Origin of the sequence: Pseudactinotalea sp. HY158 (assembly GCF_009660225.1) — a bacterium.
Lineage (GTDB): Bacteria > Actinomycetota > Actinomycetes > Actinomycetales > Beutenbergiaceae > HY158.
Map to the genome: position 1 here is coordinate 973732 of NZ_CP045920.1, position 26933 is coordinate 1000664.

Annotated in this window: 24 protein-coding genes; 15 read left to right on the forward strand and 9 right to left on the reverse strand. The window is 72.1% G+C overall.

From position 1 onward, the window contains the following. Nucleotides 1–134: 134 nt before the first annotated feature. On the reverse strand, nt 135–1481 hold the full coding sequence (locus GCE65_RS04320) for an 8-oxoguanine deaminase (RefSeq protein ID WP_153877502.1): 1347 nt from the start codon (nt 1479–1481) through the stop codon (nt 135–137). Between the two features lie 581 nt (nt 1482–2062). Here GCE65_RS04320 and GCE65_RS17005 point away from each other — a divergent pair. Beyond that, entirely contained in the window at nt 2063–2791 is a 729-nt protein-coding gene (locus GCE65_RS17005) for a DUF2249 domain-containing protein (RefSeq protein WP_153877503.1), read from the forward strand. A 61-nt stretch (nt 2792–2852) separates the two neighbouring features. Here GCE65_RS17005 and GCE65_RS04330 read toward each other — a convergent pair whose 3' ends face one another. Next, complete coding sequence (locus tag GCE65_RS04330) at nt 2853–5366, reverse strand: helicase-associated domain-containing protein (RefSeq protein WP_153877504.1); 2514 nt, start codon at nt 5364–5366, stop codon at nt 2853–2855. An 83-nt stretch (nt 5367–5449) separates the two neighbouring features. Continuing rightward, nucleotides 5450–6100, reverse strand: a complete 651-nt coding sequence (locus GCE65_RS04335) for a hypothetical protein (protein WP_152817590.1) — start codon at nt 6098–6100, stop codon at nt 5450–5452. Between the two features lie 36 nt (nt 6101–6136). Between GCE65_RS04335 and GCE65_RS04340 the strand changes: the two genes are divergently transcribed. Beyond that, nucleotides 6137–6619 carry a nucleoside deaminase gene (locus GCE65_RS04340; protein ID WP_152817591.1) on the forward strand — a complete coding sequence of 161 codons (483 nt, stop codon included), beginning with the start codon at nt 6137–6139 and terminating at the stop codon, nt 6617–6619. Here the strand turns inward: GCE65_RS04340 and GCE65_RS04345 are convergent. The 4 genes from GCE65_RS04345 to GCE65_RS04360 all read right to left on the reverse strand — a co-directional run bounded on the left by GCE65_RS04345 (nt 6582) and on the right by GCE65_RS04360 (nt 12676). Then, the gene (locus tag GCE65_RS04345; RefSeq protein ID WP_153877505.1) at nt 6582–7418 is read right to left on the reverse strand and encodes a hypothetical protein; all 837 of its coding nucleotides are present in this window, start codon (nt 7416–7418) and stop codon (nt 6582–6584) included. The two genes, GCE65_RS04340 and GCE65_RS04345, sit on opposite strands and share 38 nt — an antisense overlap. Beyond that, nucleotides 7387–10701 carry a hypothetical protein gene (locus tag GCE65_RS04350; RefSeq protein WP_228760218.1) on the reverse strand — a complete coding sequence of 1105 codons (3315 nt, stop codon included), beginning with the start codon at nt 10699–10701 and terminating at the stop codon, nt 7387–7389. The genes GCE65_RS04345 and GCE65_RS04350 overlap by 32 nt, the downstream gene beginning before the upstream one ends. A 141-nt stretch (nt 10702–10842) precedes the next feature. After that, nucleotides 10843–11079: an acyl-CoA carboxylase epsilon subunit gene (locus GCE65_RS04355; RefSeq protein ID WP_227992878.1), complete on the reverse strand. Its 237-nt coding sequence runs from the start codon at nt 11077–11079 to the stop codon at nt 10843–10845. Nucleotides 11080–11095: 16 nt separating this feature from the next. Next, nucleotides 11096–12676, reverse strand: coding sequence for an acyl-CoA carboxylase subunit beta (locus GCE65_RS04360; RefSeq protein WP_153877507.1), 1581 nt, complete (start codon nt 12674–12676; stop codon nt 11096–11098). A 222-nt stretch (nt 12677–12898) separates the two neighbouring features. On the opposite strand from GCE65_RS04360, the gene GCE65_RS04365 reads away from it, so the two are divergent. The 9 genes from GCE65_RS04365 to GCE65_RS04405 all read left to right on the forward strand — a co-directional run bounded on the left by GCE65_RS04365 (nt 12899) and on the right by GCE65_RS04405 (nt 20812). Continuing rightward, nucleotides 12899–13678: a biotin--[acetyl-CoA-carboxylase] ligase gene (locus tag GCE65_RS04365; protein ID WP_194928825.1), complete on the forward strand. Its 780-nt coding sequence runs from the start codon at nt 12899–12901 to the stop codon at nt 13676–13678. A gap of 5 nt (nt 13679–13683) precedes the next feature. Then, complete coding sequence (locus tag GCE65_RS04370) at nt 13684–14721, forward strand: adenylate/guanylate cyclase domain-containing protein (RefSeq protein ID WP_153877509.1); 1038 nt, start codon at nt 13684–13686, stop codon at nt 14719–14721. A 20-nt stretch (nt 14722–14741) separates the two neighbouring features. Continuing rightward, nucleotides 14742–15425, forward strand: coding sequence for a response regulator transcription factor (locus GCE65_RS04375; protein WP_153877510.1), 684 nt, complete (start codon nt 14742–14744; stop codon nt 15423–15425). Nucleotides 15426–15463: 38 nt separating this feature from the next. Then, nucleotides 15464–16771 carry an ATP-binding protein gene (locus GCE65_RS04380; RefSeq protein ID WP_370460184.1) on the forward strand — a complete coding sequence of 436 codons (1308 nt, stop codon included), beginning with the start codon at nt 15464–15466 and terminating at the stop codon, nt 16769–16771. 60 nt (nt 16772–16831) lie between these two features. Next, complete coding sequence (locus GCE65_RS16230) at nt 16832–17221, forward strand: hypothetical protein (protein ID WP_194928826.1); 390 nt, start codon at nt 16832–16834, stop codon at nt 17219–17221. Beyond that, nucleotides 17211–18629 carry a cell wall metabolism sensor histidine kinase WalK gene (locus GCE65_RS04390; RefSeq protein WP_152817598.1) on the forward strand — a complete coding sequence of 473 codons (1419 nt, stop codon included), beginning with the start codon at nt 17211–17213 and terminating at the stop codon, nt 18627–18629. The genes GCE65_RS16230 and GCE65_RS04390 overlap by 11 nt, the downstream gene beginning before the upstream one ends. After that, the gene (locus tag GCE65_RS04395) at nt 18626–19288 is read left to right on the forward strand and encodes a response regulator transcription factor (RefSeq protein ID WP_152817599.1); all 663 of its coding nucleotides are present in this window, start codon (nt 18626–18628) and stop codon (nt 19286–19288) included. The genes GCE65_RS04390 and GCE65_RS04395 overlap by 4 nt, the downstream gene beginning before the upstream one ends. A gap of 91 nt (nt 19289–19379) precedes the next feature. Beyond that, nucleotides 19380–20024, forward strand: coding sequence for a DUF4956 domain-containing protein (locus GCE65_RS04400; RefSeq protein WP_194164888.1), 645 nt, complete (start codon nt 19380–19382; stop codon nt 20022–20024). Further along, complete coding sequence (locus GCE65_RS04405) at nt 20021–20812, forward strand: polyphosphate polymerase domain-containing protein (protein WP_152817601.1); 792 nt, start codon at nt 20021–20023, stop codon at nt 20810–20812. The genes GCE65_RS04400 and GCE65_RS04405 overlap by 4 nt, the downstream gene beginning before the upstream one ends. Here GCE65_RS04405 and GCE65_RS04410 read toward each other — a convergent pair. Both GCE65_RS04410 and GCE65_RS04415 read right to left on the reverse strand, forming a co-directional pair. Then, nucleotides 20794–21462, reverse strand: a complete 669-nt coding sequence (locus GCE65_RS04410; RefSeq protein WP_153877511.1) for a GtrA family protein — start codon at nt 21460–21462, stop codon at nt 20794–20796. The two genes, GCE65_RS04405 and GCE65_RS04410, sit on opposite strands and share 19 nt — an antisense overlap. Nucleotides 21463–21481: 19 nt before the next feature. Further along, nucleotides 21482–22222 carry a hypothetical protein gene (locus tag GCE65_RS04415; protein WP_152817602.1) on the reverse strand — a complete coding sequence of 247 codons (741 nt, stop codon included), beginning with the start codon at nt 22220–22222 and terminating at the stop codon, nt 21482–21484. 62 nt (nt 22223–22284) lie between these two features. Between GCE65_RS04415 and GCE65_RS04420 the strand changes: the two genes are divergently transcribed. From GCE65_RS04420 to GCE65_RS04435, 4 genes are all read left to right on the forward strand, one after another. Beyond that, nucleotides 22285–23439, forward strand: a complete 1155-nt coding sequence (locus GCE65_RS04420) for a 5-(carboxyamino)imidazole ribonucleotide synthase (protein WP_152817603.1) — start codon at nt 22285–22287, stop codon at nt 23437–23439. Beyond that, nucleotides 23436–23951 carry a 5-(carboxyamino)imidazole ribonucleotide mutase gene (gene purE, locus GCE65_RS04425; RefSeq protein ID WP_153877512.1) on the forward strand — a complete coding sequence of 172 codons (516 nt, stop codon included), beginning with the start codon at nt 23436–23438 and terminating at the stop codon, nt 23949–23951. The genes GCE65_RS04420 and purE overlap by 4 nt, the downstream gene beginning before the upstream one ends. A gap of 442 nt (nt 23952–24393) precedes the next feature. After that, nucleotides 24394–25359 carry a hypothetical protein gene (locus GCE65_RS04430; RefSeq protein WP_153877513.1) on the forward strand — a complete coding sequence of 322 codons (966 nt, stop codon included), beginning with the start codon at nt 24394–24396 and terminating at the stop codon, nt 25357–25359. Then, nucleotides 25322–26929 carry an HNH endonuclease signature motif containing protein gene (locus GCE65_RS04435; RefSeq protein ID WP_153877514.1) on the forward strand — a complete coding sequence of 536 codons (1608 nt, stop codon included), beginning with the start codon at nt 25322–25324 and terminating at the stop codon, nt 26927–26929. The genes GCE65_RS04430 and GCE65_RS04435 overlap by 38 nt, the downstream gene beginning before the upstream one ends. The last annotated feature ends 4 nt before the right edge of the window (nt 26930–26933 follow it).

Below are 26933 nucleotides of genomic sequence, written 5' to 3' on the forward strand. Positions count from 1 at the left end.
TCTCCTTGGGCAGGGGGATCGTCGGTGATCACCAGGGGAGTTGAAGATGTGGGCCCGGGCCGGCTCCGATGCCTGGCCCGGACCGCTCGTACGCGCAGCGTCGTGAAGAGATGGGTTGAAGAGGTTGAGGCAGATCAGCGGGGCTGGATCTCGGCGGCCTTGGCTCGGTGGCGCCGCAGCAGGTCATCGAGTGCCGAGGTGGTCGGCTCACCGTTCTCGACGATGAAGTCTCCGTTGACGACGGTATGGAATGCCCGGGAGGGACCGCAGCGCAGCCACGCCTCGACGGGGTCGCTCAGCGCGCCGGCCAGGGCCACGGGGTGGGTGTCCCACACGACGAGGTCGGCGCACGCTCCCCGGCGCAGGTGCCCGATCTCATCGGCCCAGCCGAGGCATTCGGCGCCGCCGCGGGTGGCGATGTCCAATGCGTCCCGAGCGGCCATCGCCGCGGGACCGCCTCGGTACCGTCCGAGCAGCAGCGCGTTTCGCGCCTCCATCCACATCGAGGCGTGGTCGGTCGAGGCCGACCCGTCCGTGCCTATTCCGACGTTCATGCCGATCGAGCGAAGGTGCTGGACGGCGGCGGTGCCGCCGCCGATGAGCATGTTGCTGCTCGGACAGTGGGCCACCCCGACTCCGGCGTTGGCGAGGCGTTGCTGCTCATCGTCGTTCGGGAAGATGAAATGGGCCACCCAGGTCCGGGGGGTGGCCCAGCCGACGCGCTCGAGGTATTCGACCGGGCGGCAGCCGTAGACCTCGGCGCAGAACGTGTCCTCGTCCTCGTCCTCCGCGAGGTGGCTGTGGAGGCGCACGTCGTGTGTCTCGGCCAACTCGGCGGTCGCCTTCATCAGGTCCTCGGTCACGCTGAACGGTGAGCACGGTGCGAGGGCGATGCGTGTCATCGCACCGGGAGTGGCGTCGTGGTAGGCGCCGATGAGGCGCTCGCTGTCGATCAGGATCGTCTCGGGATCCTGGACGACCTCGGCGGGAGGCAGCCCGCCGTCCTCGACCGACCGCGTCATGGAGCCGCGTGTCGGCATGAACCGCAGCCCGATCTCGCGGCCGGCCTGCACCTGGGCGTCGATGAGGTGGGGGCGCGGATGCACGTACATGTGATCCATCGTCGTGGTGCAGCCGCCCATGGCGAGCTCGATGAGACCGATGGCCGTCGAGAGGTAGGAGGCCTCCTCGTCGATGGCGGCCCAGATCGGGTAGAGCGTCGTGAGCCAGTTGAAGAGTGAGCCGTTGACCGCCGGCGCGTAGGACCGGGTGAGGTTCTGGTAGATGTGGTGGTGAGTGTTCACCAGGCCCGGCGTGACGAGTCGTCCGTGCGCGTCGACGACGCGTGACGCCTCGGGCTCGCCGCCGCCGGTGCCGTAGGCCGAGACACGCGAATCGGTGACGGCGATCCAGCCGCCAGCAATCTCCGTGGCGGAGTCGATGACGATATAACCGTTCTTGATCAAGAGATCATGAGCCATGGCTCTACTCGCTTCCTGGGACGTGACCGTGAGGGTTCCCTGTCCCAGGAATGGATCCTGGATCGTCACCGCAACTGTGCGGACGGGTGACGCCGTGTGGCGCTGATCACGGACGGTAGTCAGAACGTCGCGGTGATGTCAACCATGCGACGGGACTCAGGTGAAGTGCCAACGAATCGGCCGGTACATGGGCGGCCGGTGAGCGGCGCAACTCCTGGCATCCGCAAGGCGAGAATGACGGAGTAGCAGGCTGACTCACTTCAGAGTCCGGCAGGCCACCCTGTGTGGTCCTTGCACCGGTCCGTCCGCTCTGGGCGACAGCACGACGGGCGCTACGAGTTGCGGTTCTCCTGCGAGAACGTCGATCGACTCATCACCCGCGTGTTCGAGCCCGACCGCGGGGCGGTGACGCCGACGACGTTCCGCAAGCCGCGTCGGAACGAGCGCGCCGAGGCGTAACGACGTCGCCGGGAACAAGCTGCACACGGAGGCCGGCCGACGCGCGCCTGAGACCAAGGTCCCCCACGCGGGAATTTCGAAAGGTCTATGGTCCGAAACACGTCTACGTGAGGAGAACCGACATGACCGCCACCACCCTGACCTCGACCGGAGTGAAACTGCTCGTGCCCGGCGCGGAGGAGCTCGCCGCGTCCACCCCGATCGAGGAGGCGCGGCTGCGGGTGTACGAGGTGGCGAAGCGGCCCGGGATCACGCTCATGTGCATCGCCTTCGACGCCGGCGTCGTGCTCGAGGACCACATCGCCAAGGGGTCGATTCTCATCCAGACGGTCACGGGCGAAGTCGTGGTGGAGGCGGCCGGTGCCAAGACCCGGCTGCCGCTCGGCGGGATCCTGCACATCGACGCCCGCGTAAACCACGCCGTGCGCTCGGTCACCCGTGCCCGCATCCTCGTCACGCTGCTGCAGGGCACCGAGGCGGACGAACCCGAGGTGCCGGGAATCATGCGCAAGAACCAGGCCGATGGCCCGGATGAGGCCGACCTCATCCCCATCGCCGACGTCTCCGGCCAGGCCGACCATGGGCACGGCCACGGCGGCTGCACCTGCGGGGAGGAGGACGAGGCCCTGCCCGAACTCGACGTGCGCACCATCCCGCACGCGATCCGCCATGCCACCGTCTTCGGCGCGCTCGACGGCCTCCGGCCCGGGACGGCGATGATCCTCATCGCGCACCACAACCCGCTGCCGCTGCTCGCGCAGATCGCCCAGCGCTACGCCGGCGCGATCGAGGTCGCCTACCAGGAGGAGGGCCCCGAGGTCTGGCGCCTGCGGATGGCCCGCGACCGGTAGATCGACGACGCCGGACCGCGTTGAACGCATCGGATTCGGCCGGATTCGCCGTCGCCTCCGCTCAACCCGCGGGGGCGACGCCGAGGATCCGGTCGAGCCGGAAGTAGCGCTCCGCTTCCTTCGTGTGGCAATAGCCCAGGAGGTGCGGTCCCGAGAATTGCAGCCGCGAGACGACCCGACTCGTGACCGATCCGTGCTGCGAGCGGTAGGTCAGCAGTACGGGGCGGCTGGTCGCGACGGCGTCGACCAGCTCGTGTACCTCGCCCTCGTTGAGCCGTCGCGCGAGGCCGGCGATAACCTGCTCGTGAGCCGTCGGTGTCGCGGGCTCCGACTCCCCGGAGAGTAGCCGCCGCGCCAGCTCGACCGCGGTCTCGTGGGCCGAGTCGGGCCGAGGGGCCTGTCCGGAGGGCGCCTCGGCCAGCAGCTCGGCCAGGCCGGCGTCGATGCCGGCCAGTTCCGCTGTCAGGTCCCCGCCGTCGGGATCCTCAGCGGGCCCAGGATCGGGCCCAGGATCGGGCTCCGTGCCCGCCCGCCCGCCGCCGGCCACGCGGAGGCGACGGATCTCCATCACCGGCGCCCCGTCCGCCTCGCGCTCGATCGGCAGATACCCGGCCGCGCGCAACCCGCTGAGCACTCGGGCCGGGTCCGCGGTGGCGACCAGCACCGTCGGCGTCACGATGGTCAGTCCGAGGGAACGCAGCCGGCGTTCGCCGGCGACCTCGGCGAGGAGGCCCTCGTCCTCGGACGTGAGCACCGCGGCCGCGGGCCGGACCGACAGCCGCCCGTGCTTGCGCGCGACATCGCGCAGCAGGTACTCCATCGCCTGCGGCGGCGCCTTCTCCGACAGGGAGCGCAGCGCCTCGACCAGGTCCTCGACGACGTATCCCGCATCGAGTGCATCCCGCACCGAGCCCTCGCTCAGCCGCCAGGTGTTCGCCACCCCGTGGCCCTCGCGGCGGCCGAGGAGGTCGAGCACGTCGACCGTCGCGGGGGCCGGGCTGCCCGGCACCACGACGGTCAGGTCCGAGCCGAACAGCACCTGCCCGCTCTCTTCCGGCAGCAGCTCCTCGAGTCGGGCGAGGGCGGCGGGCCGGTCCTGCGCGGTGATGGCGGCACCGAGTGAGGAGAGGGCGCCGTCCGCGAGCAGCCCGAGCAGGTGCGCCTCGTTCCAGCTGCACGCGAGGTCCACCGCCGAGACCGTGACGGTCGGATTGTGCCAGGCGAACAGGTCGACCAGGTCCGCGATCGAGACGGCGCCGCGCCCTGCTCGGTGCGCCATGTGCCGGCACAGCTCGATCCCCAGGAGGCCCGCCGCGCCGTCGCGGTGTCTGAGCAGGGCGGGCCGGTAGGAGTCGTCGGCGTCGCGTGCCAACGTCGGCGGGGTCGGGAGCCGCTCCCACGCCAACACGATGTCGAGCACCCGCACGTGCGGGGGGCGGCGCCGCCACTCCTCGAACCGTGTGCTGGTCGTGAGGCGGCCCGGCTCCGGCAGGCCGATGAGGCCGATGTCGGCGGCGACCTCGAGGGTGAGGCGCACCGTGGCCACGTCGGTGCCGATCTCCTTCGCGAACCGGGTGAGCTCGCGGGAGCCGACCCCGCCCGCCTTGAGGGGCTTGAGGCCGGTGCGGGAGAGTCCCTCGAGCACCGCCATCGCCGCGCCGAGGAACTGCGCCAAGGCGGCCGAGGCGCTGCGTTCGGTCTGCTCGGCCGCTGCAGCGACGGTCGTGAGCGCGGGGGGTTCGGGATGGAACGGGGCATGGAAGCTCGGCGGCGCGAGCGCGAGGATCACCTCGCTCGGCAGGGTGAGACCGTAGCCCCAGCCCGCGGTGAATGCCAGGCCGGTCGCGGTCGCCCACCGGCTCAGCTCCTGGAACCGGGCATAGTAGCCCGCGGTGAGGTCCTCGATGTCGGACAGCTCGGTCGCCTCGGGGTGCGCCAGGGCCGGCTGCGCACCCGCGAGCCGCCGGCCGACCACCTCGTGCAGCGTCGTCAGCACGGTCGACGGGGCGGTGGCCGCGAGCCGGCGCAGGTCGGCGAACCGGCCGAACGCCGCGCCCGCGGCGGTCATCAGCTCGGCCTTGCGCGGCGGCGTGTCGAGGCCCTGCCCGCGTAGCACGGCCCGGAGCTCGTCGGCCGTGAGCTGCCCGATCGTCGCGCGCGCGGGCTGGGCGAGCGAGAGGGGAGCGAGCAGCACCTGATCGATGCCCGGATTGAGGCGGACACGGTCGCCGTCGAGCCACAGCATCGCCGCGGTGGCCGCCGCATCGACCCAGTGCCGCACGCTCCGCTCATGCGACACCGGCGGTGCGGGCGCCCGATCCAACAGCTCGGTGAGCCGGGCGAGGGTCGCCGCCTCGCCGAGCGCGCTCACCGCCTCGACCACTTCGAGGATCGGCAGCGGAGCCAGACTGAGCGCCTGCCACATCGTGCCGGGATGCTCGAGGCGCATCGCGAGTTCGTCGAGGGTGCGCAGGCGCGCGCCGGTGCGTTCGATCCCGTGGCGTTCGAGGACGAGCGCCAGCTGGTCCGCCTCGAGCGTGTCGAGCCAGCCGCGTAGCGTGGTCAAGGACTCCATGGGTTCCAGTGTGACCCACCCCTCCGACAATCCCGACGATTCCACAGATTCCACAGATTCCACAGGTTCAACGGATACACGGGTCACAGGCCCGGGTTGGCCGCCTGGAGGTTCGCGAGCACCTCGGCGGTGAGGCCGGCCGCGGTGGCGGCCAGGCCCATGCCGATATAGGTCACCCAGGCGTTGCCGTCGAATGCGTAGACCGTGACCCACAGGCCGCTGTCGTCGTCGAGGGCGTGGGTGAAGGAGCGCCCGCCCCCGAGCGGCGCCTCCGTGAAGCCGCCTGCGTGCAGGGTCGGCACGAGTTCCTCCAGGGCGCCGGTCGGCACGATCGCGACGTCGATCGTGAAGCCGACGTCGCTTCCGGGCAGGCCCCACAGGCAGTCGAGCTCGTGCGTGGCCTGGGCCATCGCCGCGTTCGCCTCGGGGCTCGGCATCCGCTCGGACAGGGGCACGCCCGAGTCCGACTCGAAGTACTCGGCGTCGTCCGCGAACGTCGAGCGCACCTTCTCGATCGGCAGCAGGGTCTCGCACGGCGGGATCGCCATCGCCTCGAGGTCCGGTTCGATCGAGGACGACGCGGCTGCTTCGGGCGTGCGCGTGGCCGTGGGCGGGTCGAGAGTCGTGACGGCGGGCGGCGGCTCGGGCGCGGATGTCGCCGAGCAACCCGCGACCGTCAGGCACAGGAGGACCGCTGCGGCGCGGACCCTCCTCCGACGCGCCGAAGAGACCATGGGCCCGATCATAGTGGCATGTGGTGGACTGCCCCCATGAGCCTCTCCAGCCGTGACCTGACCCATCTGCGCCGCTGCGTCGAGCTGGCTCGCGAGGCCGCCGAGGCCGGCGACGAGGCCTTCGGCTCCGTGCTCGTCGACGCCGCGGGCCGGGTGCGCGCCGAGGACCGCAACCGCATCGCGGGTGGCGATCGCACCCGCCACCCGGAGTTCGCCCTCGCCCGCTGGGCCGCCGAGAACCTGAGCCCGGCCGAGCGCGCCGGGGCATGCGTCTACACCTCCGGCGAGCACTGCCCGATGTGCTCGGCCGCGCACGCGTGGGTCGGCCTCGGCCCGATCGTCTACGTCGCCTCGGCCGAGCAGTTCACCGGCTGGCTCGCGGAGTGGGGGCTGGAGGCGGCGCCGGTGGCCCCGCTGCCGATTCGCGCGGTCGCGCCCGGGATCGAGGTGCGCGGGCCGGTGCCCGAGCTGGAGGCGGAGATCAAGGCGCTCCATCGGCGGGTGTTCCTGGGGGAGTGAGGCGGCGGCGGAACTCGAGCGCGACCTCGGCGAACTCCTCGCGGCCCCAACGCTCGCCCCGGTCGCGCATCGCCCCCTCGAGGGTGTCGAGGGAGGCGCGGGCCGCCTCGGCACCGACTCCGCGGCGCAGCGTCGCCATCGCCCGAGCCAGCACGCCGTAGCTGCCGAGCCGGTTCCCGCCCTGCTCGAGGAGTTCGCTCCAGGTGAGCGTGGCGACGACGTAGGTCACCTCGTCCTGCGCCGCGCGGGAGTGGTCGGAGGCGTCGGCGAGCCGGTCCAGGGCCGCCTCGACGTCGCCGTGGCCGAGTGCCTCGACCGCCGCGAGGAGCGAGCGCACCTGGGGCGGCTGATCGGCAGGGCCGCCGTGACCGCCTGGACCGCCAGGACCGGCAGGACCGGCAGGACCGGCATGGACGAAATGGTCGGTGAGGCGGCCCGCGAGCCGATCGAGCAGCTCCGCGGCGGCGGCCGGGTCACTCGAGTGACTCGCGAGCAGGGCGGCCACGGCTCGGGCCTCCTCGTCGAGTTCGGCGGTCAGGTCGGGGCCGGGATCCGCGGCGCGGGCGGCGTCCAGGTGCGTCCGTGCCCTCGGACCGTTCCCGGCCATGCGCCACGACGTGGCCGCGAGGCGGTGCGCGCGTGCCCGCAACTCGGGTGGCGCGTCGGCGGGCAGATCGGCGAGGAGCCGCTCCACCAGTCCCGCGGCGCCGGTGAGGTCCCCGCGGCCGATTGCGGCGATCACGGGGGCGAACGGGTCGTCGGCCACGTCAGCGTCCCGCCGGGGTCGCGGTGACCTCATAGCCGGCCTCCTCGAGGTCGCGCACGCGCGCCTCGGTCGCCTCCTGTCGCGCCGCCTCGTGGGCGAGGCCCCAGGCATCGTACTCGGCGACGGCGGACTCGTGCCGGGCGTGGGTGGCGTCGCCGAGGGCGGCGGCCGCGGCGGCGGTTGTGCTGGATCGGCCGTGGGCGGCGTCGGCGCTCTCGGTCGCGGCCGCGGCGTCGGCGATCATCCCGGCGACGCGGCCCTGCGATTCGGTGAGGCCGGCGCGGGTCCGCGGCACGGTGTCCCGCGACTCCTCGAGCCGGCCGCGCCCGGCCGCGTTGGTGCGTTCCTGCGCGCCTCCGACCGCGTCGTAGTCGGTGAAGGCAGTCCGGGTGGTGCCCCAGCTCTCCTCGATGCCCGTGCCGGTCTCGCCGAGGGAGCGGCCCGCCGACTGCACCCGCTCCGGTAGGTCGGGATTGTTCAGCTGGGCACCGAAGCCGAGGAGGTCCTGCACGAGGGAGACGAGCGAGTCGAGCACAGAGAAGCGGCCGGTGGGTTCCGTGACCTTCGCCGCGGTCTCCTCGTGCTGGGCCTCGAGCTGCGTGCGGACCTCACCGCGATGGGTCAGGGCGCCGTCGAGCCGTTCGGAGTCCGCCGCCGCCGCATCGAGTCCCGCGGCCACGCCCTCGAGTTGGGCCTGCGACGCCGACGAGCGTGCGCGGGCGTCGGCGGCGTCGGCGGCGTCGGCGGAACTCTCGCGGGCGAGTGCGTCGGCGCCGGTGGTGGCCACGGCAAGCTGGTCGATGTGGGCCGAGGTCACGGTGGGCGGGAGGTCGGGCAGAGGGGCCGCCTCGGTGCGTGTCTCGTCCTGGCGCGCCTTGGTCGCGGCGGTCGCGCCGCCGGTCGCGCCCGAGACGGGTGGGCCGGCGAGATCGATGAACGTCTGCCACCGTGAGGCCTCCTCCCGCGCGGCCGTGCCCGTGGTCTCATCGAGCCGGCGCAACAGGTTCCGCTCCTGTTCATAGTGGAGGAATGCGCGGGAGACCGGCTGGAAGGCGGACGCCTCGGCCTGACGATTCTGCTCATGCGCCTCCCGGAGCGAACGTTCGGCGGAGCCGTCGATGATCGAGGTCGACGTGTGCCGGCCGGGGAGTATTTCGTCGCGCGTGGCCAGTGCCTCGGCCGCACGCCTGTCTGCCCGCTCGGACAACGACCGGTGACGGTCGAGGGTCGACTTCACCGTCTGTGAGGCGACATCGAGATCGGCATGGGCCTGGGTGACCCTGCCTGCGGCATCGTCGCGCGTGCGCTGGAGCTCGATCAGCCGGTGAACGGCGGCCCGGTCGTCCAGGGTTGCGATCCGCTCCGCGTCGGCGGGCATCGACTGCGAGACGGCATCGATCTCGCGATCGATCCGGACCACCTCGGCTTCGCCGGCCTCGACACGGACGCGTGCGGCGTGCTCGCGTTCCCGAGCTCCGGTGAGTTCGCGTGCGGCCACCCTGCTCTCCCGACGATCGGCCAGGCTCTGCGAGACGAGTTCCTGGGAGTGTTCGAAGGCCTCGAGGCGTTGTCCCGATGCCGCGGACCGATCCCGGCGGTTCTCGTAGACCTGCACCGCCGCGTCCTTCGCCCGTGATGCCGCCCGTGTCGACGCCCTCCGGCCGAGGGCGGCCTGCTCGGCCGCGTAGGTGCGCGTGCGCTCCCCACGACCGAACGCCTCATCGAATGCCTCCAGATAGCCGCGGACCGAGCGGTCGGGGGACGTCCGGGCCGCATCGGCGGCGCGGCCGATATCGGTGAGCGGCCGCACAGGACGCCCGAATGCATCATCCACACGGTGGATGCCCTCGAGGCGTTCGGGGGAGAGACCCTGCCTGCGGACGATGAGCCGATCGGGATTGCCCCCGCCGGCCAGGACCGGCACGTTCGCGATGCGCTCATGAACGTGCCTGCCGACCCGGTCGGAGGCCCGCCCCGACGCGTCGACGACTGCGCCGCCCACGGCACCGCCGGCGGCCCCCGCGAGCTCGGTGACCCCCTGGCTCAGGAGTCGCTGCTGTTCGATGAGGACGGCCTCGTCGGACAGCTCCATCGTGAGCAGGTGCTGGCGGCGGCAGGCGCTGGCCGCGGCCTGCGCGGCGATCTGGAGGACTCCGATGAATAGGCCGGCGACCGTGGTCGCCTTGAGCACGGTGAGCGACGGCGGGATGAGCGCAGCGAGGAATTGCAGGCCGGGCACGACGGCGAGCAGGCCCACGCCCGCGAGGATGCCGGCGACGAGGCCGATCGTGCCCACGAGGTCCCCGAGGAGGGCGAGCACGTCGCTGATCAGGGCGAGGTTGTCGGCCCAGGCGCCGTACTCGCCGTCCCAGCCGGCCCATTCGTGGGTACTGATCCCCTCGCCCCCGATGGTCTTTCCCCAGAGCGACTGCACCGCGCCGTAGCCGCCGACGATCGCCCCGACCGGACCGGCGATCTTGGCACCCTGCGACAGGCCGACTTCGAGGAGGGCGAATGCGGCGGCCTTCTGGGCCACGAGGGTCGCGGCGCCCATCGCGGCGCTCGACTTCGCGCCGGTCCAGGCGCTGCCGAGCACGTCGGCCTGCTGCCAGGCCTCGGCGACCTTCGCCTGCCGTTCCGGGCTCCCGGGCGTGCCCCATTCCTGGGCGAGCACGTCGTCCAGGTCGGCGGCCGTGACCATGGTCTCCTCGGTCAGCGCCTGGGAGGAGACCGTGCCCACCGGGTGCGGCGGCGGGCCCTCCCGCAGGTCCGAGGCCGGAACGGGAGCCCTGGCGGAGGCGCGGGAACCGATCGGCCCGCCCCGGGTGCCGAGTGTGTCCCCGGCGGCCGCGGGCGCCTGGTCCGCGGCGGCGGGCGCCGTCGTACCTGCGGAACCTGTGGAACCGGCGGGTTCAAGGGCTTCGAGCGAACCGGCGGATTCGGCGGATTCGGGGGATTCAAGGGAGCCGGCGGAACCGGGGGATTCAACGGAACCGGCGGATTCAGGTAGCTGAGCCTGAGCAGGATCGGTGTCCACCTCCGGTGCCGCTGTACCCGGCTCTGTGGCCGGCTCTGTGGCCGCCCCCGTGAGTGCCGCCGGCAGCGTGGTGCCCGCGGCCGACGAGTGCTCGACCGGGCCGCCGGGCAGAGCGGTCTCCGCGGTGGCCCGATTGCCCACGAGCCGTTGCAGGTCGAGCAGATCGTGGGGCGGCAGCGTCGCGCTCGGGGAGAGCAGGACGCTCCCGAGCGGACGGGCTCGACGCGCCTGCGGGGCGGGCAGCTCGGTCACCAGGGCTGTACGAGGGTGGTGCGCCATCGCCCTCCTCTCGGTGTGGCCCCACGCTAGGGCCGCGAGGTCGACGAGGCGCAGGACCACCGGGGCGGCCATGGGGCAGCGCGCCGTGCCCCAACGGGCACGACCCGCGCGACCAGCACGACCGGCACGACCGGCGCCGCGTCACCAGGCCTGGTGCGTGCTCCAGCGCCACGAGGCCCGCGACGGCTTGGCGGGGACGCCCCAGCGGCGGCGTGGATCGGCCCAGACGGAGGAGCGTGAGCCGTCGTCGGGGTCGTCGATCGCGGCCGCGTTCGCGGCGACGAGCCCGGCCACGAGCGCGGCGAGCTCCACGTCGTCCGGGGTGCCCCGCACGACCCGGACGACGTCGCCCGGGCCCATCGATTCGATGCTCACCATGCGTGCCTCCGAGCGGTCACAGCGGAATGTTCCCGTGCTTCTTCGCGGGCAGCGACGCCCGCTTCGTTCGCAGCGCCCGCAGCCCCCGGACGATCTGAACGCGGGTCTCGGCCGGCTCGATCACGGCGTCGACGTAGCCGAGGGCGGCGGCGTCCCACGGGTTGACGATCGCCTCCTCGTACTCGTCGACGAGCCGGTTCCGCTCGGCCTCGACGTCGCCGCCGTTCTCGGCGACCTCCGCCAGGGCGCGCCGCTGCAGGATGTTCACGGCCCCGGAGGCGCCCATGACGGCGATCTGCGCGGTCGGCCAGGCGAGGTTGAGGTCGGCTCCGAGCTGCTTGGAGCCCATGACGATGTACGCCCCGCCGTAGGCCTTGCGCGTGATCACGGTGATGAGCGGCACGGTCGCCTCGGCGTAGGCGAAGATGAGCTTCGCGCCCCGGCGGATGATGCCGTTCCACTCCTGGTCGGTGCCGGGGAGGAATCCGGGCACGTCCACGAACGTGAGCACCGGGATGTTGAACGCGTCGCACGTGCGCACGAACCGGGCGGCCTTCTCGGCCGCGTTGATGTCGAGGGTGCCGGCCATCTGCTGGGGCTGGTTCGCCACGACCCCGACGGGCGCCCCCTCGACGTGGCCGAAGCCGACGATCACGTTCCGGGCGTAGAGGGCCTGCACCTCGAGCAGCTCCCCGTCGTCGAGGACCCCGGAGATCACGGTGCGCATGTCGTAGGGGTGGGAGTCCGAATCCGGCACGAGGGTCGTGAGTTCGGCGTCCTCCGGCGTCTCGTCGAGGTCGGCCTCGATCGGGAACGTCATCGGGTCGGTCAGGTTGTTCGCCGGCAGGTAGGTGAGCAGCGCCTTGACGTAGTCGAAGGCGTCCTCCTCGTCCGTGGCGAGGTAGTGCGCCACCCCGGAGCGCTCGTTGTGGGTCTGCGCCCCGCCGAGCTCCTCGAAGCCGACGTCCTCGCCGGTGACGGCCCGGATGACGTCCGGGCCGGTGATGAACATGTTCGAGGTCTGGTCGGCCATGACGATGAAGTCGGTGAGTGCGGGGGAGTAGACCGCGCCCCCGGCGCTCGGGCCGAGGATGAGCGAGATCTGCGGGATCACCCCCGAGGCGGCGACGTTGCGCCGGAAGATCTCGGCGAACTGGGTCAGCGCGGCCACGCCCTCCTGGATGCGTGCGCCGCCGCCGTCCGAGATGCCGATGAGCGGCACCCCGGTGCGCAGCGCGAGGTCCATCACCTTGGTGATCTTCTGGCCGTGCACCTCCCCGAGGGAGCCGCCGAACACCGAGAAGTCCTGGGAGTAGACGCACACCTGGCGCCCGTCCACCGTGCCGTAGCCGACGACGACGCCGTCGCCCGGCACCCGGCGCTTGTCGAGCCCGAAATTGCTCGATCGGTGGGTCGCCAGGGCATCCAGCTCCACGAAGCTGCCCTCGTCGAGCAGCATGTCGATCCGGTCCCGGGCGGACTGCTTGCCGCGGGCCGACTGCTTCGCCCGCGCGGTCTTCGCGATCGCCTCCGGGCCCTCGGCCCGGCGCAGGCGCAGATCCTCGACCTTCTCGGCCGTGCTCGTCTTCTTGGTCACATCGGCCAGCGTAGTTGTCCTGATGGGCAGATGCGGGCACCGAACCGCCCACCCTCGGCACCGTTCGTTGTGGAGGGTCCACAAATCGGCCCGCACATCGGCCCACACATCGGCCCGGGCATCCGCCTCCACCTCCGCTCGGGCACCGCGATTCGGCGACGGATCGAGCGTGTGGTTCACCACGGACGTGACCCGTGGCACGCTGGAGTGATGATCCGCCTCGTGCCCAGCACCGATTCGACCCAGACCGACCTGCTCGCGGCCCTCGCCGCGGACGGGGCGGACTGGGGTCACCTGAGCGGCATCCACGCCGTCCACCAGCGCGCCGGGCGCGGTCGGCTGGACCGCGCCTGGGACACCGATCTCGTGCGCGCGCTCACCGCCTCGGTCGTGCTCCGGCCGGGCGACGAGGCCACGTGGGGCGGACTCGGCCTGCTCACGGGGGTGGCCGTGGTGCGGGCGCTCGCCGACCTCGCCCCCGGCGTGGACGCGGGCCTCAAATGGCCCAACGACGTGATCGTGCCCGACGCGGCCCCCTCCGATCGGACCGAGGGGTCGGCGCCCGGATGGGCCGGCATCGCCAAGATCGGCGGCATCCTCGGCTCGGTCGCCACGGACTCGACCGGCGCCCGGGCGGCGGTCGTGGGGATCGGCGTCAACCTCGACGGCACCGTGCCGATCCCGTGGGCCGCGACCGTGCGCTCCGCCGGCGGGGACGGCGTGCTGGAGGCCGCCGATCTCCTCACCGCGATCCTCGGTCACCTCGGCGAGCTCGTGCCCGAAGGCGAGCCGGTCCGCGGGGTCGGCGAGGCCGTGGCCCCGCTGTGCCGCACGCTCGGCGAGCCGGTCCGCGTGGTCACCGCCCGCGACGCGGAGGCGACCACGGGAACGGCCGAACGGATCGACCCCGACGGCGCGCTCGTCGTCCGTACGCGCTCCGGGGAGCAGCGCTTCCTCGCTGGTGACGTATTTCACATCCGCTCCGAAGCGCCGCTAGCCTGACCCCCATGGCCGAACCGTCCCCGCACTCCTCCACCTACGGAGCCGTCGCAGCCGCGCTGCTCGGGCCCGGTCCACGCCGTCACCTCGGCGAGGTGGCCGAGTCGGCGAACGTGAGTGAGGACGACGTGCGCGCCTTCTGGCGGCTGCTCGGCTTCGCGGACGTCCCCGACGAGGCGCCGGAGTTCACGGACGCCGACGTCGCGGCGATGCGCGACCTCATGGACTACGTGCGCACGGACCGGATCGGCCTGCGCACGGCCCGCACGCTCGTGCGCGCGAACGGTCACCTCATGGACCGGCTCGTGCTGTGGCAGGTCGAGTCGTTCGTGGAGGAGGTCGCACAGCGCTACTCGCTCGACGACATCTCGGCCCGACTCGTCGTGCTCGACCGCTTCCTCACCCTCCAGCCGATGCTCGAGGAGCAGCTGCTCTACACCTGGCGGCGGCAGCTCGCCGCGCTGCTCGGGCGGTTCGACCGGCAGTTCGCCCAGAGCACCGGGCTGGCGATCTCGGCCGATCAGCTGCCGCTCGAACGGGCGGTCGGGTTCATGGACATGGTCGGCTACACCTCCCGCACGGTGCGGCTCGCGCGCGACGAACTCGCCGAGATCGTGGCGGAGTTCGAGACCACGGCCCGCGACGTCGTCGCCCGGAACGGGGCCCGCGTGGTCAAGACGGTCGGGGACGCGGTGCTCTACGTGGCCGACGACCTGCCCACCGGTGCGAAGGTCGCGACCGATCTCGTGGACCTGCTCGCCGCGGTCGATCTGCCCGTGCGCTCCTCGGTCGTGTGGGGGCGGGTGCTCTCCCGCTCGGGCGACATCTTCGGGCCGACCGTCAACCTCGCCTCCCGGCTCAACGACGTGGCCACGCCCGGGGTGGTGGTCATGGACGACGTCTCGGCCGCGCTGCTCGAAGTCGAGGGTCCGGAGTTCGATCTGACCCCGATGGAGACCGTGAGCGTGCAGGGGATGGGGCCGGTCAACCCGGTCCGGCTGCGTCGCCGGCAGGGGAGCCCGCGAACGAGGCGTGCGAATCCGTGAACTGGCATTAGCATGGCAGAGTGACCCGAGTTCTATTAGCAGAAGATGACCCAGCCATTGCCGAACCTTTGGCGCGGGCGCTCACCCGTGAGGGCTACGACGTCTCCGTGCACGGCACCGGCCGCGGCGCCATCGACGAGGCTCCGCACGCCGATCTCGTCGTGCTGGATCTCGGACTGCCCGACATGGACGGCCTCGACGTCGCGCGCTGGATCCGCAATCAGGGGCTGGCCACGCCGATCCTCGTGCTCACCGCCCGGGCCGACGAGGTCGACCTCGTGGTGGGCCTGGACGCGGGTGCCGACGACTACGTGACCAAGCCGTTCCGGCTCGCCGAGCTCCTCGCGCGGGTGCGGGCGCTGCTGCGCCGCGCCGGCGGCGAGAGCGAGGAGGCCGGTGCGCTCGTGGCCCAGGACGTGCGCGTGGACGTCGACGCCCACCGCGCCTTCCAGGGCGAGACCGAGGTGCACCTGACGGCCAAGGAGTTCGACCTGCTGCGGGTGCTCGTGCGCGAGGCCGGCTCCGTGGTCAGCCGCGAACTGCTCATGCACGAGGTCTGGGCCTCCGACCCGGCCGGCTCGACCAAGACCCTCGACATGCACGTGTCCTGGCTGCGCCGCAAGCTCGGCGACGACGCGAACTCGCCGCGCTACGTCTCGACCGTCCGGGGTATGGGCTTCAGGTTCGAGACCGGCGAGCGCTGACCTTGGGGCGACGTGTCCTGACGGCGACCATCGCCGCCGTGACGGTGGCGGTGCTGCTCCTCGGGGTCCCCATGGCCGTCGCCGGCGCCGTGCTCGTGCGCCAGGGCGTCGTCTCCAACCTCTCCCTGCGCACCCAGTCGATCGCCCGGGCGGTCGACACCCGGCTGGGCATGAACCTCGAGATCGACTCCGACTTCCTCCAGCGGTGGGTCGCCGATGAGTCGGACCCGGCGATCAACATCGTGGTCACCACCCCGCACGGCGTGGTCGAGGCCGGCGTCGCGGTGCCCGACGATCCGCGGCAGGTCTTCCTCGTGCGGCAGACGCTCTCGGTCGCCGGGTCCGAGGTGCGGGTGTCGATCCCGAGCAGCATCCTGTTCTGGCGGGGCGCCGAGGTGGTCGGCGTGGTCATCCTGCTCTCGATCGTCGCCTTCGGGGTCGCCGCGGCGGTCGCGAGCCGTCAGGCGCGCCGGCTCGCCGCGCCCCTGATCTACCTCGCTGCCAGCGCCGAGCAGCTCGGCGCCGGCCAGGTGCGTCCGCAGCTGCGTGAGTCCGGGGTGGAGGAGATCGACCTGGTCACGGCCGAGCTCGTGCGCTCCGGCGAGCGGATGGCCGCCCGGCTCGCGGCCGAGCGCGAGTTCGCGGCGAACGCCTCCCATCAGCTGCGCACCCCGCTCACGGCGCTGTCGATGCGGCTCGAGGAGATCCAGCTCGTCACGGAGGACCCGCACATCGCCGAGGAGGCGCGGATCAGCCTCGACCAGATCGAGCGGCTCGTCGGGGTGGTCGACGACCTGCTCAAGTACTCCCGCAACGCCGACGGCGGCACGACCGAGGCGGTCGACCTCGACGAGATCTTCTCCCAGCAGCGCGCGGAATGGGCTCCCTCCTACGAGCGGGCCGGGCGGGAGCTCGTGTTCTCCCCGCCCACCGGGGCCACGGCGCTCGCGACGCCGGGCGCCCTGTCGCAGGCGCTGGCCACGCTGCTCGAGAACTCCCTCAAGTACGGCGACGGGCGCACGACGGTCTCGGTGCGGGACTCGCGCAGTGAGACCGCGGCGGACTCCGGCACCGTGATCGAGGTGGCGGACGAGGGGGAGGGCATCAGCGACGACCTCGCGCCCCGGATCTTCGAGCGCCACGTCACGAGCGGGGGCGGAACGGGCCTCGGGCTCGGGCTCGCGCGGGATCTCGTGGTGGCCGACGGGGGTCGGATCGATCTGGCTCAGCGGCGCCCGCCGATCTTCGCGATCTTCCTCAGCGCCGTGCCCGAGCGTCTCAATCCCGACGCGGTGCTTCCGCCCGGGTCCGTCGTGGTCATGGGGCGGCGGCGCCGCCGGCAGTAGATGAGAGGCCTCTCATCCATGTCTCATCGGGGTCGCCGCCGGCTCCGACAGAATGGGCGCATGACTCGCTACGCCTGGGCCGCCCTGCCGGCTGCCCTGCTCATCGCGGCGGCGGCCTGGGTCGGCGCGGACGTGCTCACCCGGCCCGCATCCCCCGAGCTCGGCGAGACGATCGTGGTGGATCCCGGCGCCCCGCTGCCCACCGAGTCCCCGACGCCGGCCGTGACGCCGACGCCGACCGAGTCCCCGACTGTGACGCCGACTCCGACGCCGACTCCGACTCCGACGCCGACGCCGACGCCGACGCCGACCCCGACGCCGACCCCGACGGTGGGCTCGGGGGGAGCCGCGACCGTCGCGCCGGCCCCGCCGCGCGACGCGGGTGACGACGATGACGACGACGACGACACTGACGACGACGACGATGATGATGGTGACGATGACGACTAGCCGCCGCGGCGTCACCGCCCGCACCCGGATCCTCGCCTGGATCCTGCTCATCGTCACGATCGCCGTGAGCGTCATCGTCGTGGCGACGGCCCGCTCGGTGCTCGCGGGCGTCCAGTCGGGTGCCAACACCGAGCTGACCCACGAGGCGGAGAAGTTCCGGGGCTTCGCGAGCCGCCCCGATCCGGCGACGGGCCGGGAGTTCACGTCCGTGCGGGAGCTGCTCACGAGTCACCTCCAGCACAACCTGCCCGAGCACTCCGAGACGTTCTTCTCCGTCATCGACGGCGTGCCGGACCGGCGCAGCGGCGGCGACCCGCCCGTCCGACTCGACCTGGACGCGGCCTTCGTGGCCCAGGCGACCGCGGCCGAGGAGCCCTTTTCGGCGAACCTGTCGACCTCGGCCGGGCCGGTGACCTTCGCCGTCCTGCCCGTCGAGTTCGTCGGCGATCCGCAGACGGGGCGGCTCGTCATCGTGGAGTTCCTCGCCCCGGAGCTCGACGAGGCCTGGTCGACCATCTGGGTGATGTCGGTCATCGCCGTCATCGCCCTCGCCCTCGCCGGGGCGACCGGCTGGTTCGTGGCCGGGCGGGTGCTCGCCCCGATCCGGGAGCTGAGCGAGACCGCGGCCCGGATCAGCGAGACCGACCTGGGCCGGCGGATCGAGGTGGACGGCAGCGACGACGTGGCCCAGCTCGCCGAGACCTTCAACCGGATGCTCGACCGGCTCGAGACCGCCTTCGACGGGCAGCGCCGGTTCCTGGACGACGCCGGGCACGAGCTGCGTACGCCGATCACCGTGATCCGCGGCCACCTCGAGCTCATGGGAACCGACCCCCTCGAGCGGGCCCAGACGCTGGCGCTCGTGGGTGACGAGCTCGGGCGGATGTCGCGTCTCGTCGATGATCTCATCGTGCTCGCGCGCAGTGAGCGCCCCGACTTCCTCCTGCTGGCACCGGCCGATCTCACCGACCTCGTGGTCGAGACCTTCGCCAAGGCCACCGCCCTCGCCGCGCGCCACTGGACGATCGACGAGACGCCCGAGGTGTTCGCCGTCGTCGATGCGCAGCGGCTCACCCAGGCCCTGCTCCAACTCGCGGCCAACGCGGTCGAGCACACGGGCGCGGACGACTCGGTCGCGGTCGGCGGCGCGGTCGTCGCGGGCCGGCTGCGGCTGTGGGTGCGCGACAGCGGCACCGGGATCCCGCCCGAGGATCAGGCCCGGATCTTCGCGCGGTTCGCGCGCGGGGCGGCGGACATGCGTGCGGGTCGGGGCACGGGTCTCGGGCTGGCGATCGTCGACCGTATCGCGGCCGCCCACGGCGGCCATATCGCCCTCGACTCCGAGCCCGGCCGGGGCTCCACCTTCGTGCTCGACCTGCCGTGGCACCGACCCGAGGAGGCCCCATGACCAGCATTCTGATCGCCGAGGACGAGGAGCGGATCTCGTCGTTCATCGAGAAGGGGCTGCGCTCCGAGGGCTTCAGCACCCAGACGGTGACCGATGGGCACGCGGCCGTGGAATTCGCCCGGACCGGCGAGTTCGACCTGCTCGTGCTCGACATCGGCCTGCCCGGCCTCGACGGCTTCAGCGTGCTGCGACGGATCCGCGCGGACAGGATCGACCTGCCCGTCATCATCCTCACGGCCCGGGACGCGGTCGAGGACACGGTGGCCGGGCTCTCCGGGGGAGCGGACGACTACATGCGCAAGCCGTTCGCCTTCGACGAGCTGCTCGCCCGCGTCCGGCTCCGCCTCAACTCCGCCTCCGCCGGCGAGGCGACGATCCTGCGCGCCGGCTCGGTCAGCCTCGACCTGCGCACGCGCCGGGCGCTCGTGGGGGAGCGGACAGTCGAGTTGAGCTCACGGGAGTACACGTTGCTCGAGGTGTTCATGCGGCATCCGGACCAGGTGCTCAGCCGGGCGCAGCTGCTCAGCCGGGTCTGGGGCTTCGATTTCGACCCGGGGTCGAACGTCGTGGACGTCTATGTGCGCTACCTGCGCGGCAAGCTCGGGCCCGAGGCCATCGAGACGGTGCGTGGGGCGGGCTACCGCCTCCGTGCGGACTGATCCCGGCGGATGTGAAAGCTCTCATGTTCCCCTCATGGTCGCCTTAACCGGGGCGTCCATCCTTGATGTCATAGTCGATCAAGGAGAGATCATGCCCCTCGTCATCGCGATTGCAACCGACCTCGTCGCCGTCACCCTGCTCGCGTACGTGCTGTACTTCCGTCGTCATCGGCGCCGGGACCTGCTGCTGTCCTACGTCGCCCTCAACGTCGGGGTCGTCGCGGTGACGCTCGCGCTCGGCTCCGTGGAGGTCGGCATCGGCCTGGGAATCGGGCTGTTCGGGATCCTCTCGATCATCCGGCTGCGCTCGGACCAGATCACCCAGCAGGAGATTGCCTACTACTTCACGTCGCTCGCGCTCGGGCTGCTCGCCGGGTTGCACCCCTCGCCCATGTGGCTCACTCCCGCGCTCAGCGCCCTCATCCTCGTGGTCATGTTCGTGCTCGACAGCCCCCGCGTCGGCCGTGACACCTACCGCCACACCCTCACCCTCGACCGGGCCTTCCCGCGTCGCGCCGGCCTCGAGACGCACCTGAGCGAGTTGCTCTCGGCGCGGATCCTCAGCGTGGAGATCGTCGATATCGACCTCGTGCGCGACACCACTCTCGTCGACGTCCGGTACCGGGCGGTGGCACCGTGGACGCACGCCGTCCCGTCCGCGCCCTCCGCCCCCACCCCCGCGTACCAGAGCCTCCCGGCGGCGTCCGACGAGTCGTGGGCGGCGATGCCCCGATGACCGCCGTCGAGATCACCCGACCCCGGGCCGGCACCGCTCCCGCCCCGAGCACCGGCGACCTCGTGGAGGTGCTCGACCGGTTCGAACCGATCAGCCTCGCCGACCTGAACGCCCAGGCGCGGCTCATGACCCGCATCGATCGCAAGTACTTCGTTCCGCGTGATCTCTTCGTCGACCTGCTCGAGCGGACCAGGGCGGACTTCCGGGCGCTCGAGATCGACGGTCACCACTCCTTCCGGTACCGCACCGTGTACTTCGACACCCCCGAGTTCGGGTTCTTCCGGGCGCACGTCCAGGGCCGGCGGCAGCGGTACAAGGTGCGCACCCGGACCTACAGCGAGTCGGGAGACTGCCTCATCGAGGTGAAGTCGAAGGGGTACCGCGGTCGAACCGTCAAGGAGCGGATCGAGCACGCGGGGCCCGCTCATCTACTCGACCGGCCGTCCCGGGAGTTCGTGGGTCGGATCGTCGGCTCCGACGCCTACCGGCTCGAGCCCGTGCTCGAGACCGTCTACGACCGACTCACCCTCGTGCGGGGCGATCAACGCCTCACGTGCGACCTCGACCTGCACTTCCTCGCCGGCAGCGATCGCCGGGACGGCCCGAACGAGGTGCTCGTCGAGACCAAGTCCGGCGGCGAGCGCGGGATCTGGGACGACCTGCTCATGGCGAGCGGGATCCGTGAGCACCGGGTGAGCAAGTACTGCGTCTCGGCCGCCCTCCTCTACCCGGGCCTGCCCGCCAATCCCTGGCGCCGCACGATCCGGCGCTACTTCGGGTCCCGCTGAGCATCCTCGCGGGGGGTGCGGACCCGTTCGGGGGCGGTCCGGGCCTCGGCCCGGGCCTCGTTCTCGGCCCGGTGCACGGCCCGCATCGCATGGAAGGTCCACACCTTGTTGAGCGTGAAGGTCACCGGCGTCACGACGGCGATCATGATGAACTGCGCCCAGTACACCCGGGTGCGCAGCAGCGTGGAGTCGTCCAGGAGCGTCGTCGACAGGTGAATGGGAGAGTCGGTGTGCATGAGCAGGGTGAGCAGCGCGAGCCCGATCGCCTGCCCGAGCGCCCCGACCGCGAGGAACGGCCAGTACTCGCGCCACCACGGCGTTCGGCCCGCCGTGCCGAAGGCCCATGACCGGTTGAGCTGGAAGTTCCACAGATTCGCCACGAGGAAGGCGAGCACCGAGAACACGTGGTACCAGCGCACGTTGAACTGGGTTCCCACGAGCGGAATCGCGGCCTGCTCGGCGTCCGGGCCACCGAGGGTGAGCAGGACCATGATGCCCATGTTGACGAGTACCCCGCTGGCGCCGACCACGCCGAACCGCAGCAGCAGCCGCCAATTATGGCGGTGCCGCACCAGGATCAGCCGGCGCAGTCGGGCGAGGGTACCGCCGCCCGCGTTCCCACCCGTCGGGGTGCCCTGCTCCGATCTCACTGCCGCAGCCTACCGGGCCCTATCCGTCGCAGGCGTCGCCGAACGTGTTGAGCCCGTCGGTGAGCCCGTTGGTGTCGAGGGTGGTCGCGGCACGGTACAGGTCCTGCCCCGCCTCGGTGAGATCCGCGTGATCCGGTAGCGGAGTCGCCGTCAGTGCACCGGTGAGGGCGGCTGCCCCGAGGGTTTCGATGATGGCGGGCTCGGCGTCGTCGCCGACGAGCGGATCCCATTCGGCCGGGGGGCCGGCCTGCCGGGCGTCGGCGACCAGGGCACAGGCGTAGGCGACCTGCCCGGGGAGGGAGATGTCCGGTTCGCCCTCGGGCAGACCGGACCTGTCGCACGCGGCGGTCATATTGTCGATGCCGGCCTGGATCCCGTCGGAGTCGACCCGGGTGATCTGGGCGTACTGCACCTTGGCAGCTTCGGAGAGGTCCTCGTGACCCTCAAGGGTGGTCGCGGTCATCCCGCCCAGGAGCGCGGCGGCCCCGGCGACCGCGTTCAGCGCCGGGTCCGCGGCGCCCGGAGTCAGCGTCCACTCCTGCGCCGGCCCCGAGTCCTGGGCGCGTGCCGCCAGCGCACACGCATAATCGAGGCGTCCATCGGCGGAGACGTCCGGGCCGGCGGCGGAACAGCCCGCTACGAGCAGACCGATCGTGAGCCCGGCGGCAACCGCGGCTCGGACCCATGAACCGGTGTGCGCTCCGCCGTCGACGGAGCGGCTCGGGATCGGCATCATCGCATCCTCCTCGTTGCTTTTCACGGGCGTTCATCCACCGTAACAGCGGCGCGTACTCGTGCCCGAACACAGTAGGCTGAGCGGTCATGGGACATCGGGTGGCCGTCATCGGCGGCGGACAGTTGGCACGCATGATGGCCGGGCCGGCCGCCGCGCTCAACCTCGAGTTGCGGGCGCTCGTGGAGGCCCCCGATTCCTCCGCCGCCCAGGTGGTCCCCGACTCCCGGGTCGGTCTGCCCCGCGATCGTGCGGCCGTCGAGGACCTCGTGGACGGCGCCGACGTGCTCACCTTCGAGCACGAGCACATCCCGGCCGGGATCCTGCGCGACCTCCTCGCCCGCGGCGTCTCGGTGCAGCCCGGTCCCGACGCGCTCGCCGCGGCCCAGGACAAGATCACGATGCGCACCGTGCTCGCCGCGGCCGGCGTGCCGGTGCCGCGCTGGGCTGTGGCCGCGAGCCCCGACCAGGTCCGCGACTTCGCAGCCGAGGCCGGCTGGCCGGTCGTCGTCAAGACGCCCACCGGCGGTTACGACGGCAAGGGCGTGCTCGTGCTCGGTGAGGATCCGGCCGACGACGGCTGGGCTGTGCTCGAGCAGTGGCTCGCAGCCGAGCGCGGTGAGGTGCTGCTGGAGGAATGCGTGCCGTTCCGCCGCGAGCTCGCGGCCCTGAGCGCCCGCCGCCCGAGCGGACAGTTCCTCGCCTGGCCCGTGGTCGAGACCATCCAGATCGGCGGCGTCTGCGCCGAAGTGCTCTCCCCCGCGCCGGAGCTGAGCGAGGAACTCGACTGCGCAGCCCGCAACATCGCCCACACCGTCGCCGAGACGCTCGGCGTCACCGGCGTGCTCGCGGTGGAACTCTTCGAGACGACGGATGGTCGCCTGCTCGTCAACGAGCTCGCCATGCGCCCCCACAACTCCGGGCACGTGACGATCGAGGCCTCCCGGACGAGCCAGTTCGAGCAGCACCTGCGCGCGGTGCTCGACCTGCCGCTGGGAGCCACCCAGCCCACGTGCGACCATGCGGTCATGGTCAACCTGCTGGGATCGGCCCTGGACGACCCGCGGGAGGCCTACGGCGAGGTGCTGCGCCGGTATCCGGAGGCCAAGGTCCATCTCTACGGGAAGTCCGTGCGGCCGGGCCGCAAGCTCGGGCACGTGACGATCACGGGCGAGGACCCGGAGCGCTGCCTCGCCCGGGCCCGCGCCGCGGTCGCTCTGCTGCGCGGGGAGGGGGCCCGATGAGCGCGCTCGTGGGCCTGGTCATGGGCTCGGACTCCGACTGGCCGGTCATGGAGGCCGCGGCCACCGCGCTCGAGGAGTTCGGGATCGACTACGAGGCGCGCGTCGTCTCGGCGCACCGGATGCCCGCCGACATGATCGCCTACGGCCAGGAGGCCGCGGGGCGGGGCCTGCGGGTGATCATCGCCGGGGCCGGCGGAGCCGCTCACCTGCCTGGCATGCTCGCCTCGGTCACCGTGCTGCCGGTCATCGGTGTGCCCGTGCCGCTCGCGCACCTCGACGGCATGGACTCCCTGCTCTCGATCGTGCAGATGCCCGCCGGGGTGCCCGTGGCGACCGTGAGCATCAGCGGCGCGCGGAACGCCGGCCTGCTCGCCGTGCGGATGCTCGCCACCGGCGAGGGGGCGGCGGCCGGCGACCTACGGGCCCGCATGGCCGATTTCCAGGCGGATCTGCGCCAGACCGCGATCGACAAGGGCGCCCGGCTCGCGCAGCGCACCGATTCCACCGGCTGAGTAGTTCCCCGAGCCGAGCAGTTTCCGAGCCGAGCAGTTTCCGAGTCGAGTATTCGGACGAGCCGACGACGCGCCCGTCCCGACCGTTCGCCCGTCCTGACCGTTCGCCCGTCCCGACCGTTCGCAACGAGCTCTCCATGACGAGCGGCTCGCCACGGGCGGGCCGTGCCTGGGGTGCGCGTCGCTCACCGCGCGGCCTCGCCGCGGGCGGGCCGTGCCTGGGGTGCGCGTCGCTCAGCGCGTGGCCTCGCCGCGGGCGGTATGGTCTCGCACTCGTCCGCGAGACTCGACCGGGTTCCCCGGGTTCCCCGGGTTCCTTCGGGTCCTCGCGGTCCGCTGGATGTGGGATGAGATCCGCTGGATTCCGCTGGATCTTGATCGCCGGCCCGGTCAAGTCCCGTGGCCCGGGGTGAATGTCGGTGCTCGGTTCTAGGGTTGTTTCATGAGCACGAAGGCGGCCCGGCAGATGCGAGCGCGGCGAGCGGAGATCGCCTCGATCGCGTCCGAGGACGCGGTACTGGACCGGGTCCGCCAGGTGCGCAAGGTCCAGGCGGGCGCGGAGGCCGATCTGTTCTTCCTGGCGATCGAGATCGCCCAGCGCAGCCCGGTCACCGAAGAGTGCGGGGCGTGGTCGTGTCACACCGATCTGGCCCTGGGGGTCTCGTATTGTGATTCGGCGGCGAACTGGTTCGCGGCCGTGACCGGCTTCTCCACCGACGCCGCCCAGGCGATGCTCCTCGAAGCCCTCGAGGTCGCCGAACGCCTGCCACTGCTGTACGGGCGGGTCCTGGATGGGCGTACCCGGGCGCACACGGCCCGGCTCGTGGCCGAACAGACCCTCGGTTTGACTGTGGAGGCGGCCCGGTTCGTCGATGTCCAGGTCGCTGCCGCCGGGGCGATCCGGGGCCGATACGCGATCAAGGGGCTGGTGCGGGAGGCGATGATCACCCACATGCCCGACCAGTACGCCGACCTGCAGCGGGCGCAGGCCGATCCGCGCCGGGCCGATGTCCATATCGGCACCGACGGCACCGGCCGCATCGACGCGATCGTGTCCACGTTCGCGGCCCTCGATCTGGAACAGAGCCTGGCCTTCGGAGCCGCGCAACTCAAGGCCGCCGGATCCGGTGAGGTCCTCGACGCCCGACGCTCCCTCACCTTCGAGGGCATCATCGCCGCCACCCACCACCCCGCACCCGGCCCGGCAGGACGGCTTCGACCTGACCAACGGGCAACCAGGCCAGCAGGCCCGGCAGACCCAGGAGACCCAGCAGGCACGGCACGCCCAGGGACCGGGGGCGGGGGCGCCGGACTGCACGAACAGCACGAACAGCACGGGCGGCACAGTCGGCATCGGCGGCGCTGTGGGCATGGCTGCGGCCGCTGCAGTCGATCTGACTCCCGATGAAGCCGCGGGCCAGTTCGCAGGCCCGATCACGAGTACAGCCGCGGCCCCGGCCACGAGTACAGCCGCGGGCCCCGCCGGGAGTACGGCCGTGGGCAGCGCCGGGAGTACAGCCGTGGGCAGCGCCGCCGGAGCGGCGGTGGCCGGAGCTGCGGCGGCCGGAGCTGCGGCGGACGCGACCGGCGGTGCGCCTGCGACGGCTGCGGGCGGTGGTGTGTCCTGTGGGCCTGCGTGGTCGGGTCGGGGCGTGCCGCGGGCGAAGGTCGTCATGTACCTGCACATGAACGCCTCCGCGTTCTGGCCCGACGGCCGGCCACCCGACCGTCCCGACTGGCATTCTGGAAACCGACCACCCGATCGTCATCCCGGTGATCGGCCACCTGATCATCCCGCCCGTGATCCTGGCTGCCTGCTCGCCGGTGGGTCGTGCGCGGACCCGCCGGGCTCGGCCACCTCGGCGGACACGACTTGTCCCGAACACGCCGCCGGTCCGGCCTGTCCCGAACACGCCACCGGTCCGGCCTACGTCGCGGGCCGGTTGGCCCGCGAACCCGTGCGCATCGAGGGGCCGGGGACCCCGCCCGGGCTCGTAGTCAGCGCCGCCGAGGTCGCGGCCATGTTCACCACGCCCCACGGCGCGGCCACACCCGACAGCGCGCCCGTTGACGGGCCACGGGGCTCTGATAGGCCGCGCGGGACTGGTGGGCCGTGGGGGCCGCAGATATTCGTGCGTCCGGTCATCGACCTCGAGACCGAACACGAAGTCGCCGGCTATGCCGCCGGGGACGTGATCAAGGACCACCTCCACCTGCGCGATCGAACCTGCGTGTTCCCCAATTGCGCCCGCCCGGCCCGGGCCTGCGATGCCGACCACATCGACCCCTGGAAGACCGACCGCCAGGGCGACCTGACCGGCGGGCCGACCTGCACCTGCAACCTCGCCAGCCTGTGCCGCCGGCACCACCGCTGGAAGACGCACAATCATCCCGGACAGCCGCAGGGGCGGGGCTCGTGGTCCTACGTCACGCTCGCGCCCGGAACCTACTACTGGAGCGGCCCGATGGGCCTACGGTTCCTGCGCACCCCGACCGGCACGAGCGAGGTCACCGACCAGGCCTGGCACCGCCGTGACCTCGCCGCACTCCAGGGCCTCCAGGGGCGCGGCGCATCCCAGAGCCTCGAGGCGCTCCAGGGGGCCGGTGCACTCCAGGACCTCGAGGCGCTCACGGGCTCCGACGCCCTTCCCGGCCGCGAGTCACGCCCGGATCGCCTGGATCGCCTGGATCGCCCGGACCATCGGACTCTTCCGGGCAACGAGACCCTCCCGGGACTCGAGAAGGTCCCGAGCAGCAAAGCGCGCCCGGACTCGCGAGCCCGCCGCGACGACCTCGACGAGGCCTTCATGGACGCCCTCGACTACGAATACGGCAACGACATCGAGACCGACGACGGGGGCGACGCCGACAACGACAGCGACATCGACAACGCGGGCGATACCGACGACGGGGAACCGGTTGATGGGCGCGTCGCGGCCGTCCAGTCGGATCGGCCACCGCAGCCGCCCGTCACTTAGAACG